This is a genomic window from Enterobacter sp. 237C8, assembly GCF_034106865.1.
Lineage (GTDB): Bacteria > Pseudomonadota > Gammaproteobacteria > Enterobacterales > Enterobacteriaceae > Enterobacter > Enterobacter asburiae_B.
The window spans coordinates 157,257-171,804 of the sequence record NZ_JAWNDF010000004.1; the positions used below are offsets into that span (position 1 = coordinate 157,257).

General features: G+C 56.4%; 12 protein-coding genes. 6 read left to right on the plus strand and 6 right to left on the minus strand.

Annotated elements, in window-relative coordinates; all coding sequences use genetic code 11:
• Positions 1-24: 24 nt before the first annotated feature.
• Positions 25-840 carry a co-chaperone DjlA gene (gene djlA, locus USF70_RS14185; RefSeq protein WP_008502016.1) on the minus strand — a complete coding sequence of 272 codons (816 nt, stop codon included), beginning with the start codon at positions 838-840 and terminating at the stop codon, positions 25-27.
• A 239-nt stretch (positions 841-1,079) separates the two neighbouring features.
• On the opposite strand from djlA, the gene lptD reads away from it, so the two are divergent.
• Genes lptD through apaH form a run of 6 tightly spaced genes read left to right on the plus strand, consistent with a single transcriptional unit; the run spans position 1,080 to position 7,809 of the window.
• Positions 1,080-3,431 (plus strand): LPS assembly protein LptD, encoded by a 2,352-nt coding sequence (gene lptD, locus USF70_RS14190; protein WP_033144609.1) that lies wholly within the window; start codon positions 1,080-1,082, stop codon positions 3,429-3,431.
• 53 nt (positions 3,432-3,484) lie between these two features.
• A complete protein-coding gene (gene surA, locus USF70_RS14195; RefSeq protein ID WP_033144608.1) occupies positions 3,485-4,771 on the plus strand; it encodes a peptidylprolyl isomerase SurA in 1,287 nt (428 codons plus the stop codon).
• Positions 4,771-5,757 carry a 4-hydroxythreonine-4-phosphate dehydrogenase PdxA gene (pdxA, locus tag USF70_RS14200; protein ID WP_232938631.1) on the plus strand — a complete coding sequence of 329 codons (987 nt, stop codon included), beginning with the start codon at positions 4,771-4,773 and terminating at the stop codon, positions 5,755-5,757. The genes surA and pdxA overlap by 1 nt, the downstream gene beginning before the upstream one ends.
• Positions 5,754-6,575: a 16S rRNA (adenine(1518)-N(6)/adenine(1519)-N(6))-dimethyltransferase RsmA gene (rsmA, locus tag USF70_RS14205; protein WP_023310362.1), complete on the plus strand. Its 822-nt coding sequence runs from the start codon at positions 5,754-5,756 to the stop codon at positions 6,573-6,575. The genes pdxA and rsmA overlap by 4 nt, the downstream gene beginning before the upstream one ends.
• A 3-nt stretch (positions 6,576-6,578) precedes the next feature.
• A complete protein-coding gene (gene apaG / locus USF70_RS14210; RefSeq protein ID WP_023310361.1) occupies positions 6,579-6,956 on the plus strand; it encodes a Co2+/Mg2+ efflux protein ApaG in 378 nt (125 codons plus the stop codon).
• 4 nt (positions 6,957-6,960) lie between these two features.
• A complete protein-coding gene (apaH, locus tag USF70_RS14215) occupies positions 6,961-7,809 on the plus strand; it encodes a bis(5'-nucleosyl)-tetraphosphatase (symmetrical) ApaH (RefSeq protein ID WP_023310360.1) in 849 nt (282 codons plus the stop codon).
• Between the two features lie 39 nt (positions 7,810-7,848).
• Here the strand turns inward: apaH and folA are convergent, their stop codons facing one another.
• The 5 genes from folA to carB form a co-directional block, all read right to left on the minus strand.
• On the minus strand, positions 7,849-8,328 hold the full coding sequence (gene folA, locus USF70_RS14220; protein WP_008502023.1) for a type 3 dihydrofolate reductase: 480 nt from the start codon (positions 8,326-8,328) through the stop codon (positions 7,849-7,851).
• Positions 8,329-8,442: 114 nt separating this feature from the next.
• The gene (gene kefC, locus USF70_RS14225) at positions 8,443-10,308 is read right to left on the minus strand and encodes a glutathione-regulated potassium-efflux system protein KefC (RefSeq protein WP_133550687.1); all 1,866 of its coding nucleotides are present in this window, start codon (positions 10,306-10,308) and stop codon (positions 8,443-8,445) included.
• Complete coding sequence (kefF, locus tag USF70_RS14230; RefSeq protein ID WP_024907429.1) at positions 10,301-10,831, minus strand: glutathione-regulated potassium-efflux system oxidoreductase KefF; 531 nt, start codon at positions 10,829-10,831, stop codon at positions 10,301-10,303. Before kefF ends, kefC begins: the two co-directional genes overlap by 8 nt.
• A 103-nt stretch (positions 10,832-10,934) precedes the next feature.
• The gene (locus tag USF70_RS14235; RefSeq protein ID WP_023310357.1) at positions 10,935-11,168 is read right to left on the minus strand and encodes a YgdI/YgdR family lipoprotein; all 234 of its coding nucleotides are present in this window, start codon (positions 11,166-11,168) and stop codon (positions 10,935-10,937) included.
• A 138-nt stretch (positions 11,169-11,306) separates the two neighbouring features.
• Positions 11,307-14,531, minus strand: coding sequence for a carbamoyl-phosphate synthase large subunit (carB, locus tag USF70_RS14240; protein ID WP_039260850.1), 3,225 nt, complete (start codon positions 14,529-14,531; stop codon positions 11,307-11,309).
• Positions 14,532-14,548 lie beyond the last annotated feature (17 nt).

Below are 14,548 nucleotides of genomic sequence, written 5' to 3' on the forward strand. Positions count from 1 at the left end.
AAGCCCGACATCGTCGGGCTTTTTTTATTTGAAACCTTTCTTCTCTTTAATGAGCTCGTACGCCTTCTGGATTTCCTGCGCTTTTTGCTTCGCCATCTCCATCATCTCTGGCGGTAAGCCTTTCGCGACCAGTTTGTCCGGATGGTGTTCGCTCATGAGCTTACGATAGGCACGTTTAATCGTGGTCTGATCGTCAGAGGGCTTAACGCCAAGCACGTTGCAGGCGTCTTCCAGCGTCGGACCACGCTGCGCCTGCTGCCAGGCACCGCCGGACGACTGCTGGTGATAGCCGCCGCCAAACTGCGCCCCGCCCTGCATCATGCGCAGGAACTGGTCGAACTGCATGCGGGAGATGCCCAGCTCTTCCGCAATGACGTACAGCACGTCACGTTCATTAGGGTGAAGTGAACCGTCTGCGAAAGCCGCCTGGATTTGAATTTCCAGAAACATCCGAATTAAATCAAAACGTCCAAAGCAGATGCTGCGGAACTGACGCATTTTTTCGCGAAGCGGATAATTATCCGACTTACCGATGCGAAACGCATTTTGCGCTTCCAGACGGGAGTCGCCGTGCAGATTCATGCGATCCATAAAGACGCTGGCAATCTGAATATCGGCTTCTGTGACACGCCCTTTGGATTTGGTTAAGTGCCCCATGACCTCAAAGGTGGTGGAGAAAAAGAGTGACTGACGCTCGCGCTGATTGGCAAACCAGGCCATTTTGCGGCTGCGCGCCTTATCAAACATATGGCCGATAATAAGCCCAAGCACAATCCCCCAGAACCCGGCACCCATGATGATGGCGAACGCAACGCCGATTATTTTACCCCAATACTGCATATACTCCCCGGATAGTCATATTCCTTGCCGACGCAACGTCATCATCACTGTGTTCAAGTCACGGTCAATTGAAGGACATCGCCTATAATTTGCTTTATCATACTCGTCATTCGATAGCGAGCCTAACACTCTGGCACGCAAACGGGCAGGATTAACGCTGGTACTGCGCAGATGAGTAAGATAGTCTCTGAGCGTTTGTAAGCCGTAGCCACTGATGACGGAACAATAAAATACAACGTATGAAAAAACGTATCCCCACCCTCCTGGCCACAATGATTGGCTCCGCCCTGTACAGTCAACAGGGGCTGGCGGCCGATCTCGCCTCGCAGTGTATGCTTGGCGTTCCAAGTTATAATCGCCCACTGGTGAGTGGCGATACAAATAGCTTGCCGGTAACCATTACTGCCGACAGTTCGAAAGGGACTTACCCTGACAATGCCACCTTTACGGGCAATGTCGATATTAACCAGGGCAATAGCCGCCTGCAGGCAGACGAAGTGCAGCTGCACCAGAAACAGCCGGAAGGTGCGGCCGAGCCGGTACGAACGGTGGATGCGCTGGGTAATGTGCACTATGACGACAATCAGGTCATCCTGAAAGGTCCGAAAGCCTGGTCAAACCTGAATACTAAAGATACTAACGTCTGGAAAGGTGATTACCAGATGGTGGGTCGCCAGGGGCGCGGTGACGCAGACCTGATGAAACAGCGCGGTGAAAACCGCTATACGATCCTGGAAAACGGTACGTTCACGTCATGTCTGCCGGGTTCCAATACCTGGAGCGTGGTCGGTAGCGAAGTTATCCATGACCGCGAAGAACAGGTCGCAGAGATCTGGAACGCCCGCTTTAAGCTGGGCCCTGTTCCCATATTCTACAGCCCTTATCTACAGCTTCCCGTCGGTGACAAACGCCGCTCCGGTTTCCTGATCCCGAATGCCAAATACAGCACCACGAACTACTTTGAGTTCTACCTGCCGTATTACTGGAACATCGCGCCAAACATGGATGCGACGATCACGCCGCACTATATTCACAAGCGCGGCAACATCATGTGGGAGAACGAGTTCCGCTATCTGACCCACGCCGGTGCGGGTCTGATGGAGCTGGATTATCTGCCGTCGGATAAAGTCTTCCAGGACGAGCATCCGACCGAAGGCGATAAACACCGTTGGATGTATTTCTGGCAGCATTCCGGGGTAATGGATCAGGTCTGGCGTTTTAACGTTAACTACACCAAGGTCAGTGACCCGAACTACTTCAACGATTTCTCGTCAAAATACGGTTCGAGTACCGACGGTTATGCCACGCAGATCTTCAGCGTTGGCTATGCGGTGCAGAACTTCGATGCGACGGTAACCAACAAGCAGTTCCAGGTGTTCTCCAGCCAGACCGCGAGTACCTATGGTGCCGAGCCGCAGCTGGACGTTAACTGGTACCAGAATGACGTGGGTCCGTTCGACACCCGTATTTATGGTCAGGCGGTGCATTTTGTAAACACCAATTCCAATATGCCGGAAGCCACCCGAGTTCACCTGGAGCCCGTCATCAACTTGCCATGGTCGAATGACTGGGCAAGCCTGAACACGGAAGCCAAGCTGATGGCGACACACTATCAGCAAAAAAATATTGATGATTACAACACCAGCAACAACGCTCATCTTGAGGAAAGCGTAAACCGTACGCTTCCACAGTTCAAAATGGACGGTAAGCTGATCTTCGAACGCAATATGGGACTTCTGGCGGATGGCTATACCCAGACGCTGGAGCCACGTATGCAGTACCTGTACGTGCCTTATCGCGATCAGAGCAACATCAATAACTATGACTCCTCTTTACTGCAATCTGATTACAGCGGCCTGTTCCGCGACCGTACCTACGGTGGCCTTGACCGCATCGCCTCAGCGAACCAGTTAACGACCGGGGTCACATCACGCGTTTATGATGACGCTGCCGTTGAACGTTTTAACGTTTCTGTTGGTCAAATCTACTATTTCACCGAGTCTCGCACGGGCGATGACAATATTAAGTGGGAGAAAGATAACAAGACAGGTTCGCTGATTTGGGCTGGTGATACCTACTGGCGTATGACCGATCGTTGGGGTCTTCGCGGTGGCGTGCAATATGACACCCGTCTCGACAATATCGCCAACAGTACGGCGGCGATTGAGTACCGCCGGGATGAAGATCGTATGGTGCAGTTGACCTATCGTTATGCCAGCCCGGAATATATTCAGGCGACGTTACCAAACTATGGTACTGCAGAGCAGTATAAAGACGGTATTTCGCAGGTGGGTGGCGCAGCGAGTTGGCCAATCGCCGACCGCTGGTCAATCGTAGGCGCTTACTACTTTGACACTAACGCCAATAAACCTGCTGACCAGATGGTGGGTCTGCAATATAACTCCTGCTGTTACGCGCTGCGTGTCGGCTACGAACGCAAGCTTAACGGCTGGAACAGTGAAAACAATCAGAGCAAATACGATAACGTGATTGGCTTTAACTTCGAGTTACGCGGCCTGAGTTCCAACTACGGTCTGGGTACGCAGAAAATGCTGCGCTCGAATATTCTGCCGTACAGTAGCGCCTTGTAATGTGCTTGATTTGCAACGTAATCCGCTTTGCGGTTAATTGAAATGGAAAAAGTATGAAGAACTGGAAAACGCTGCTGCTCGGTGTCGCTATGGTTGCGAATACCAGCTTCGCCGCCCCCCAGGTTGTTGATAAAGTCGCTGCTGTGGTTAACAACGGCGTCGTGCTTGAAAGTGACGTTGACGGTCTGATGAAATCGGTGAAGCTCAATTCGGGCGAAGCCGGTCAACAGCTTCCTGATGACGCCACGCTGCGCCACCAGATCCTGGAGCGTCTGATCATGGATCAGATCGTTCTGCAGATGGGGCAGAAAATGGGTGTGAAGATCACTGACGAGCAGCTCGATCAGGCGATCGCTAACATCGCGAAGCAGAACAATATGTCTTTAGACCAGATGCGCAGCCGTCTGGCCTATGACGGCATCAGCTACGCCACCTACCGTAACCAGATCCGTAAAGAGATGCTGATTTCGGAAGTGCGTAACAACGAAGTGCGTCGCCGCGTCACCATCCTGCCTCAGGAAGTGGACGCGCTGGCAAAACAGGTGGGCAACCAGAACGATGCGAGCACAGAGCTGAACCTGAGCCACATTCTGATCCCACTGCCAGAGAACCCAACGTCAGATCAGGCTGCGGAAGCAGAAAGCCAGGCGCGTTCGATTGTTGAACAGGCGCGTAACGGCGGCGACTTTGGCAAGCTGGCAATCACCTACTCCGCTGACCAACAGGCGCTGAAAGGCGGCCAGATGGGCTGGGGACGTATTCAGGAGCTGCCATCTATCTTTGCCCAGGCGCTGAGCACGGCGAAGAAAGGGGATATCGTTGGTCCTATTCGTTCAGGCGTGGGCTTCCACATTCTGAAGGTGAACGATCTGCGCGGCCAGAGCCAAAATATCTCCGTCACCGAAGTTCACGCTCGCCACATACTTCTGAAACCGTCACCGATCATGACTGACGATCAGGCGCGTGTGAAGCTGGAACAGATCGCAGCTGACATTAAGAGCGGTAAAACCTCATTTGCGAAGGCAGCAAAAGAGTTCTCTCAGGATCCAGGCTCTGCTAACCAGGGCGGCGATCTGGGCTGGGCGGCTGCGGATATTTACGATCCTGCCTTCCGCGACGCGTTGATGAAGCTGAACAAAGGCCAGATCAGCGCGCCGGTCCACTCTTCATTTGGCTGGCATCTGATCGAGCTGATGGACACCCGTAACGTTGATAAAACGGATGCGGCACAGAAAGACAGAGCCTACCGTATGCTGTTTAACCGTAAGTTCTCTGAAGAAGCCGCAACCTGGATGCAGGAACAACGCGCCAGCGCTTACGTGAAAGTTCTGAGCAACTAATGAAACAGCATCGTGTTGTTATCACGCCCGGCGAACCCGCCGGGATTGGACCTGACCTCGTTGTTCAGCTCGCCCAGCGCAGCTGGCCGGTAGAGCTGGTTGTCTGCGCCGATGCAACACTGTTACAAGACCGGGCAACGCTGCTCGGTCTGCCTTTAACGCTCATCCCTTACGTTGAAGGCCAACAGCCAGCACCGCAGCAAGCCGGTACGCTCACCCTTCTTTCTGTTCCCCTTCGTACGCCGGTTATTCCGGGCCAGCTCAGCACGGAAAACGGCCACTATGTCGTTGAAACCCTGGCGCGCGCCTGCGACGGTTGCCTGAAGGGCGAATTTGCCGCCCTGATCACCGGCCCCGTCCACAAAGGCGTTATCAACGAAGCGGGTATACCCTTTACCGGGCATACAGAGTTCTTCGAAGAGCGCTCGCACAGCCCGAAAGTGGTGATGATGCTGGCGACGGAGGAAATGCGCGTTGCGCTGGTGACTACCCATCTGCCGATCAAAGCCATTCCTGATGCGATCACCCCTGAGCTCCTGCGCGAGATCATCGGGATTTTGCACCACGATCTGCAGACAAAGTTTGGGATCCCGCAGCCGCACGTGCTGGTCTGCGGCCTGAATCCGCACGCCGGTGAAGGCGGGCACATGGGCACCGAAGAGATCGACACCATCATTCCGGTACTCAACGAAATGCGGGCGAAGGGGATGAACCTCAGCGGGCCGCTGCCTGCAGATACCCTTTTCCAGCCGAAATACCTGGATAATGCCGACGCCGTGCTCGCGATGTACCACGATCAGGGCCTGCCCGTGCTAAAATACCAGGGCTTTGGCCGCGGGGTGAATATCACCCTCGGTTTACCCTTTATTCGAACGTCCGTTGACCACGGTACTGCGCTGGATCTGGCAGGCCTGGGGAAAGCGGATGTCGGCAGTTTTATTACGGCGCTTAATCTCGCCATCAAAATGATTGTTAATACTCAATGACTAATCGAGTCCATCAGGGCCACTTAGCCCGTAAACGTTTCGGGCAAAACTTCCTTAACGATCAGTTCGTGATCGAAAGCATTGTCTCGGCTATTAATCCGCAAAAAGGTCAGGCGATGGTCGAAATCGGCCCGGGCCTTGCCGCGCTGACCGAGCCGGTAGGCGAACGCCTCGACGAGCTGACCGTCATCGAACTGGACCGCGATCTGGCCGCACGCCTGCAAACGCACCCGTTCCTCGGGCCGAAGCTGACCATCTATCAGCAGGACGCCATGACCATGAACTTTGGCGAGCTGTCCGAAAAAATGGGCCAGCCGCTGCGCGTGTTCGGCAACCTGCCGTACAACATCTCCACGCCGCTCATGTTCCACCTCTTTAGCTATACTGATGCCATTGCCGACATGCACTTCATGTTGCAAAAAGAGGTTGTTAACCGTCTGGTTGCAGGCCCGAACAGTAAAGCGTATGGTCGTTTAAGCGTGATGGCACAGTATTACTGCAACGTGATCCCGGTACTCGAAGTACCGCCGTCAGCGTTCACACCACCACCGAAAGTGGATTCAGCGGTTGTGCGCCTTGTGCCGCACAAGACGAAACCGTATCCGGTTAAAGATCTGCGCGTACTGAGCCGCATTACCACAGAAGCCTTTAACCAGCGCCGTAAAACGATCCGTAACAGCCTGAGCAATTCGTTTACCGTTGAGGTGTTAGCCGAGCTGGGGATCGACCCGGCAATGCGTGCGGAGAACATTTCCGTAGAGCAGTACTGCAAGCTGGCTAATTACATCAGCGATAATGCGCCGCCGAAGGAGAGTTAAGCCATGATTGATTCGCCCCGCGTATGTGTCCATGTACAAAGCGTCTATGTTGAATCACAGTCCTCACCGGACGAAGAACGTTTTGTTTTTGCTTACACCGTGACCATTCGCAATCTGGGGCGGATGCCCGTGCAGCTGCGCGGGCGCTACTGGCTTATCACTAACGGCAATGGCCGCGAAATCGAAGTTCAGGGCGAAGGTGTGGTCGGTGAACAGCCCCACATCGCCCCTGGCGAAGAGTACCAGTACACCAGCGGCGCGGTGATTGAAACGCCGATGGGTACCATGCAAGGCCATTATGAAATGGTCGACGTCGATGGCAATGATTTCCGCGTTGCCATTCCTGTGTTCCGTCTCGCCGTAACTACACTCATTCATTAATCTAATGTCTACATATCTGATTGGCGACGTTCACGGTTGCTACGATGAACTGATCGCATTATTAAAACAGGTCGACTTTACGCCAGGACAGGACACGCTCTGGCTGACGGGCGATTTAGTCGCGCGTGGCCCCGGCTCCCTTGAAGTATTACGTTTCGTCAAATCGCTGGGCGACAGCGTCCGCATGGTGCTGGGCAATCACGATCTGCATCTGCTGGCGGTTTTCGCCGGGATCAGCCGCAACAAACCTAAAGATCGCCTCACCCCACTGCTGGATGCGCCGGACGCGGACGATCTGATTAACTGGCTGCGCCGTCAGCCCCTGCTGCAGATCGACGAAGAGAAAAAGCTGGTCATGGCGCATGCCGGGATCACCCCGCAATGGGATCTTGAGACGGCGAAAACCTGCGCGCGTGACGTTGAGGCGGTGCTGGCAAGCGACTCGTATCCTTTCTTCCTCGATGCCATGTACGGCGATATGCCGAACCACTGGAGCGAGGATCTCAGCGGTCTGGCCCGTCTGCGCTTTATCACCAACGCGTTCACCCGCATGCGCTTCTGCTTCCCGAACGGACAGCTGGATATGTATTCCAAAGAGACGCCGGAGAGCGCGCCCGCGCCGCTCAAGCCGTGGTTTGCCATTCCGGGACCGGTGACAAGCGAGTACAGCGTGGTATTTGGCCACTGGGCTGCACTGGAAGGAAAAGGCACACCGGAAGGGATTTACGGTCTGGATACCGGATGCTGCTGGGGCGGAGAGTTAACCTGCTTACGCTGGGAAGATAAAGCTTACTTTGTGCAGCCGTCCAACCGACAGCTGGACCTGGGGGAAAGCGAGGCCGTTGCCTCCTGATACGTAATTCCCTCTCCCGGCCGGGAGAGGGAAAATCACTTAACGACGTTCCAGAATCTCGAAGCAGTAGCTGTGGGAGTTCTGTGCATCCGCGTCGTGGAATTCGCTGAATACCGATTCCCACTCGTCCGGATCGTAGTCCGGGAAATGAGTATCCCCTTCCACTTCTGCATCAATGTGGGTCAGATACAGCTTCTGCGCTTTTGGCAGGAACTGCTCGTACACGCGCCCACCGCCGATCACCATGATCTCTTCGGCATTGCCGCATGCAGCAATCGCCTCGTCTACTGATTTTACCCATTCGACGCGATCGTCAGTGCCCGGCTGGCTGCTGATAACGATATTCTTACGGCCCGGCAATGGACGACCAATCGACTCCCAGGTCAGGCGGCCCATCACTACCGGCTTGTTTAACGTAGTACGTTTAAACCATGCGAGATCGGCAGGCAGGTTCCACGGCATGGCATTTTCCATACCGATAACGCGGTCCACCGCCAGCGCTGCAATCAGACTGATCATTGAAAATTTCCCGGATGCAAAAAATTGCCGCCACTATACGGAAAGCTTAATCTTTCGTCGACTGGCGGCAGGGTAAAGATAAAGAAATTTTTTAATATTGCTGGCAACTCCACTTCACGCGGAAGGTTTACTCTCGGGCTCGTCAGCCGGATCGCCGGTATGCTTGCCCTCTTCCGTGCCCTGCCAGCCATGACGCTGGATCAGCGACAGGTGGTTACGGTCCTCGTTAATGATTTCCGTCAGCATCGCGCTGGTGCGTTTGAACACCGCCGCACGCTCGGTGGCGGTACTGCCGGCCATCGCCGCCATCTCTTCGACCATCTCGGTATTAAAGCGGCGGAACAGGTCTGCCCGTTCGCGTGCTTCATACGCGCCGAGCCCCAGGTTTTCCAGCGCCATGCGGCCAGACTTCAGCGCACCTTCGAAGGTTTCACGCTCCGGCGCGTCTACGCCCGCCTGCCGCAGCCGGATGTAGTGATCCACATCGCGCGCGCGGGAGATAATAGTCAGCGCCGGGAAATGCTCTTTTACCAGCTCCACCATCTGCATGCTGGTTTCCGGATCGTCAATGGCGTTAATCAACACCTCGGCTTTTGCCGCCCCGGCAGATTCCAGCAGATCGACGCGGGTCGCATCCCCGTAAAACACCTTCATATCGAATTTACGCAGGGTATCGACATGGTCGGGATCGTGATCGAGGATGACCATTTTCACTCCGCTCGACAGCAGTAAGCGGCCGACGATCTGCCCGTAGCGGCCAAATCCGGCGATGATGACGCGCGGCTGCTCCTCGTCGATCTCGTCGGCCTCGCGCTCCTGCTCGCTGCCCGATTTTTCCAGGCGCGTCAGTACCACCAGCAGCACAGGCGTCGCCGCCATCGACAGGGCGACCGCCAGCGTCAGCGCCTTCGCCCACTCGGGATCGAGCACGTTTGCCATCTGCGCGGCGCCAAAGACCACGAACGCAAATTCACTCCCCTGCCCCAGCAGCACGGCGAACCAGCGGCGCTGCCTGCCCGGCACGTTCAGTGGGCGAGCAATCAGCCACAGCATCACCATTTTAATGACCAGGAAGCCGACGAGCAGGATGACGATCCGCAGCGGATGCGTCACCAGCGTGCCGAAGTCGACGGACATCCCGACGCCGATGAAAAACAGACCCAGCAGCAACCCTTTGAACGGCTCGATATCGCTTTCCAGCGCGTGACGGTATTCAGAGCTCGCCAGCAGAACGCCTGCGAGGAACGCCCCCATCGCCATCGACAGCCCGGCCTCCTCCAGCAGCAGACCGAAGCCAAACACCAGGAACAGCGCCACGGCGCTGAACACTTCGCGCAGGCCAGAGCGGGCGACAAACCGCAGCAGCGGGCGGGTGACGTAGCGACCAAGCAGCACCACCAGCGCCAGCGCGCCCGCCACCTTCAGCGCCGACAGCGCGAAAGCGCCCAGCGTGGTAGAGGAACCGCTGGCCGCCAGCAGCGGGATCATCGCCACCAGCGGGATAGCGGCAATGTCCTGGAATAGCAGCACCGAGAACGCGCTGCGTCCCATCTGGGAGACCGTCAGATTTCGCTCGTTCATCGCCTGCATGGCAATCGCTGTCGAGGAGAGCGCCAGCGTCATGCCGATGAGCTCTGCCACTTTCCAGTCCATACCCAACAGGATGCAGAACCCACCCAGCAGCAGGCCGCAGGCCACCATCTGCAGCGCACCACCGCCAAATACCGAGGCGCGAAGCTTCCACAGCCGCTGCGGGTCGAGCTCCAGGCCAATCACAAACAGCATCAGCACCACGCCAATCTCAGCGAAATGGAGAATCGCCTCGGCATCCGTGACCAGTCTAAAGCCCCACGGCCCAATGACGCAGCCCGCAATCAGGTAGCCGAGCACCGAGCCCAGCCCCAGGCGGACCGCCACGGGCACAATCAGCGCCGCTGCGCCGAGGTAAATCAGCGCCTGTATCAGCGTATGGCTATCCATGGTGCGCCTCCTGCCACTCAAGTAAGCGTTGTTTATAATGGCGAGCCTGCGCCTGCAGCGTTTCATCGTCGCAAACAAACGTGCAGTGCATCGCAAACGGCGGGAGCCAGTTCAGACCGCAATAGAGCGCAGTCGCCTGCAGCGGCTGCGCCAGGACGTCAAAACCCGGGAAGGAACCGATATCAAAATGGCTTTCCCCACCGCCGGTGGTGACCGCCCACATCAGGCTTTTTCCTTTTAGCGCATTGCCGTTGTGGCCATACGCCCAGCCGTGGGAGAAGACTTTATCAATCCACAGCTTCAGGAGCGGGGGCGTACTGTACCACTGCATTGGATGCTGCCAGATAATCAGATCGGCACGGGAGAGCGCCTCCTGTTCGGCGGCGATATCGATATTAAAATCGGGATAGAGTTGATAGAGGGAACGTATCTCTACGTTATCAAGCGTCCTTACCTGCTCAAGCATCCGCTTATTCGCATGCGAGTGCTGCGGATAAGGATGGGCATAAATTATCAGAATCATTGATTAGCCTGTTGTTACTGCTTTCTTTTAACAAAAGAGTGTAGTCAGTAATTCAACAGGCTAATAGTGAATATTATTGACGGGCTTACGTCAGAATTCTGAATTAGTTATCCAGCTCGCCCATGGATTTCACCTGGTCACGGTTAATCTGCTCGGTTTGACCGGTTTCGGCGTTTTTATATGACACCAGACCGGTATCGTCATCTACCTGCGGTTTGCCGTCGGTGACAATGGTTTTGCCATCGGTGGTTTTTACGGCCTGATTAGACGAACAGCCCGCAACGGTGAACATTGTCGTGGCAGCCAGAACGGAAGCGATCAGTAATTTATTTTGCATGGTGTTTTCCCCTGCTCTCAGTTGAATTTCGTTATCGACCTAACCATTTTAGGCTAACTGACTGAAAGCGGATGAAAAACCAGAAGGTTCTGAAGATGGGAGAATGCCCGGCAACCGAACGGCACCGGGCATTTTTACTTATTTGCTAATCTGCGCGTGCATTTCCTGCACTGAAATCACCTTCTCGGTGGCATCCGCGTTCAGCGCCATGGCCGTTGCGAAACCGCCGTTCAGGGTGGTGTCGTAGTGCACTTTGTACTGCAGCGCGCTGCGGCGAATCAGCTTGGAGTCTTCAATCGCCTGGCGGCCTGCGGTGGTGTTGATGATGTAGGTGTATTCGCCATTCTTGATACGGTCCTGAATGTGCGGACGACCTTCATGCACCTTGTTCACCAGACGCGGGTTGATGCCGGCTTCGCCCAGCACAATCGCGGTACCGTGGGTCGCGTCCAGCTCGAAGCCCTGTTTCAGCAGCTTGGCGGCCAGGTCAACCACGCGCTCTTTGTCGCCTTCGCGAACGGAGAGCAGCGCACGGCCTGATTTTCTCATGGTGGAGCTACTGCCCAGCTGCGCCTTCGCGAACGCTTCTGCGAAGGTGCGTCCCACGCCCATCACTTCCCCGGTAGAGCGCATTTCTGGCCCTAACAGCGGGTCAACGCCCGGGAATTTGTTGAACGGCAGCACCACTTCTTTCACCGAGTAGTACGGTGGAATGATCTCTTTGGTCACGCCCTGCTGCGCCAGCGTCTGACCCGCCATCACGCGCGCCGCCACTTTCGCCAGCGGAACGCCGGTGGCTTTGGAGACGAACGGTACGGTACGTGCCGCACGCGGGTTGACTTCAATCAGGTAGACTTCGTTGTCTTTCACCGCGAACTGGACGTTCATCAGACCGCGAACCTGCAGCTCAAAGGCCAGCTTCTGCACCTGCTGGCGCATCACGTCCTGAATCTCCTGGCTCAGCGTGTAGGCTGGCAGAGAACAGGCGGAGTCGCCGGAGTGCACGCCCGCCTGCTCGATGTGCTCCATGATGCCGCCAATCAGCACCATTTCGCCGTCGCAGATGGCGTCAACGTCCACTTCTACCGCGTCGTCGAGGAAGCGGTCGAGCAGCACAGGCGCATCGTTGGAAACGCTCACCGCAGTCTGGAAGTAGCGACGCAGGTCGGCTTCGTCATACACGATTTCCATCGCGCGGCCGCCCAGCACGTAGGAAGGACGCACCACCAGCGGGTAGCCAATCTCTTTCGCCTTCTCAACGGCCATTTCAATGGCGGTGACGGTGGCGTTCGCCGGCTGTTTCAGCTTCAGACGGTCAACCGCCTGCTGGAAACGCTCGCGGTCTTCCGCACGGTCAATCGCGTCCGGGCTGGTGCCGATAACCGGCACGCCTGCTGCTTCCAGCGCGCGCGCCAGCTTCAGCGGGGTCTGGCCGCCGTACTGCACGATAACGCCTTTTGGCTTCTCGATGCGCACGATTTCCAGCACGTCTTCCAGGGTAACCGGCTCGAAGTAGAGGCGGTCAGAGGTGTCGTAGTCGGTAGAGACGGTTTCCGGGTTACAGTTGACCATGATGGTCTCGTAACCGTCTTCGCGCAGCGCCAGCGAGGCGTGTACGCAGCAGTAGTCGAACTCGATGCCCTGGCCGATACGGTTTGGACCGCCGCCCAGCACCATAATCTTGTCGCGGTCGACGGACGGGTTCGCTTCGCACTCGTCTTCATAGGTGGAGTACATATAGGCGGTATCGGTCGAGAATTCAGCCGCACAGGTGTCCACGCGCTTGTAGACCGGGTGCAGGTCGTACTGGTCGCGCAGCTTGCGGATTTCCGCTTCGCGCACGCCCGCCAGCTTAGCCAGACGCGCATCGGCGAAGCCTTTGCGCTTCAGCACGCGCAGGAAGTCAGCGTCCAGGCCGTTGATGCCCAGCTCCGCGACCTGTTCTTCCAGACGCACCAGCTCTTCAATCTGCACCAGGAACCAGCGGTCGATGTTGGTCAGGTTGAACACGCCGTCGACGGACAGGCCCGCACGGAAGGCATCGGCGATATACCAGATACGCTCTGCGCCCGCGTCTTTCAGCTCGCGGCGGATTTTGGTCAGCGCTTCCGGGTCGTCCAGGCTCACTTTCGGGTCAAAACCGGTCGCGCCCACTTCGAGGCCGCGCAGCGCTTTCTGCAGGGATTCCTGCTGCGTGCGGCCAATCGCCATCACTTCACCGACAGACTTCATCTGGGTGGTCAGACGGTCGTTCGCGCCCGCGAATTTCTCGAAGTTGAAGCGTGGAATTTTGGTCACAACGTAGTCGATGGACGGCTCGAAGGACGCAGGGGTGCGGCCACCGGTGATGTCGTTCATCAGCTCGTCGAGGGTGTAACCCACCGCCAGCTTCGCCGCCACTTTCGCAATCGGGAAGCCGGTCGCTTTAGAGGCCAGCGCGGAGGAACGGGACACGCGCGGGTTCATTTCGATAACAATCAGACGGCCGGTTTTCGGGTTCACCGAGAACTGCACGTTAGAACCGCCGGTTTCCACGCCGATTTCACGCAGTACCGCCATCGAGGCGTTACGCATGATTTGATACTCTTTGTCGGTCAGGGTCTGGGCTGGCGCAACGGTGATGGAGTCGCCGGTGTGGATACCCATCGCATCGAAGTTTTCGATGGAGCAGACGATGATGCAGTTGTCGTTTTTATCACGCACCACTTCCATCTCGTACTCTTTCCAGCCAATCAGCGATTCATCAATCAGCAGCTCTTTGGTTGGGGAGAGATCCAGACCGCGTTCGCAAATCTCTTCGAACTCTTCGCGGTTGTAGGCGATACCGCCGCCGGTGCCGCCCATGGTGAACGATGGACGGATGATGCACGGGTAGCCCACGTCAGCCGCGACGGCCAGCGCTTCTTCCATGTTGTGTGCGATACCGGAACGCGCGGTGTCGAGGCCGATTTTCTTCATCGCCACGTCGAAGCGGCGACGATCTTCTGCTTTATCAATCGCGTCGGCGGTCGCACCAATCATGGTCACGCCGAACTCTTCCAGCACACCCTGACGCTCCAGCTCCAGCGCACAGTTCAGCGCCGTCTGGCCGCCCATGGTTGGCAGCACCGCGTCCGGACGCTCTTTCTCGATGATTTTACGTACCACTTCCCAGTGAATCGGCTCGATATAGGTCGCATCGGCCATTTCCGGGTCGGTCATGATGGTTGCCGGGTTAGAGTTCACCAGGATAACGCGGTAACCCTCTTCACGCAGGGCTTTACACGCCTGCGCGCCGGAGTAGTCGAATTCGCAGGCCTGGCCGATGACGATCGGGCCAGCGCCAAGGATCAGGATGCTTTTTATGTCTGTACGTTTTGGCATTGTCTTCTCGGCTCCTG

Bases quoted from the DNA above. Each gene is read 5' to 3' on its own strand.
- USF70_RS14235 (WP_023310357.1), bottom strand. From the start codon at position 11,168: ATGCAAAATAAATTACTGATCGCTTCCGTTCTGGCTGCCACGACAATG.
- kefC (WP_133550687.1), bottom strand. From the start codon at position 10,308: ATGGATAGCCATACGCTGATACAGGCGCTGATTTACCTCGGCGCAGCG.
- rsmA (WP_023310362.1), top strand. From the start codon at position 5,754: ATGACTAATCGAGTCCATCAGGGCCACTTAGCCCGTAAACGTTTCGGG.
- surA (WP_033144608.1), top strand. From the start codon at position 3,485: ATGAAGAACTGGAAAACGCTGCTGCTCGGTGTCGCTATGGTTGCGAAT.
- carB (WP_039260850.1), bottom strand. From the start codon at position 14,531: ATGCCAAAACGTACAGACATAAAAAGCATCCTGATCCTTGGCGCTGGC.
- folA (WP_008502023.1), bottom strand. From the start codon at position 8,328: ATGATCAGTCTGATTGCAGCGCTGGCGGTGGACCGCGTTATCGGTATG.
- apaH (WP_023310360.1), top strand. From the start codon at position 6,961: ATGTCTACATATCTGATTGGCGACGTTCACGGTTGCTACGATGAACTG.
- pdxA (WP_232938631.1), top strand. From the start codon at position 4,771: ATGAAACAGCATCGTGTTGTTATCACGCCCGGCGAACCCGCCGGGATT.
- kefF (WP_024907429.1), bottom strand. From the start codon at position 10,831: ATGATTCTGATAATTTATGCCCATCCTTATCCGCAGCACTCGCATGCG.
- apaG (WP_023310361.1), top strand. From the start codon at position 6,579: ATGATTGATTCGCCCCGCGTATGTGTCCATGTACAAAGCGTCTATGTT.
- djlA (WP_008502016.1), bottom strand. From the start codon at position 840: ATGCAGTATTGGGGTAAAATAATCGGCGTTGCGTTCGCCATCATCATG.
- lptD (WP_033144609.1), top strand. From the start codon at position 1,080: ATGAAAAAACGTATCCCCACCCTCCTGGCCACAATGATTGGCTCCGCC.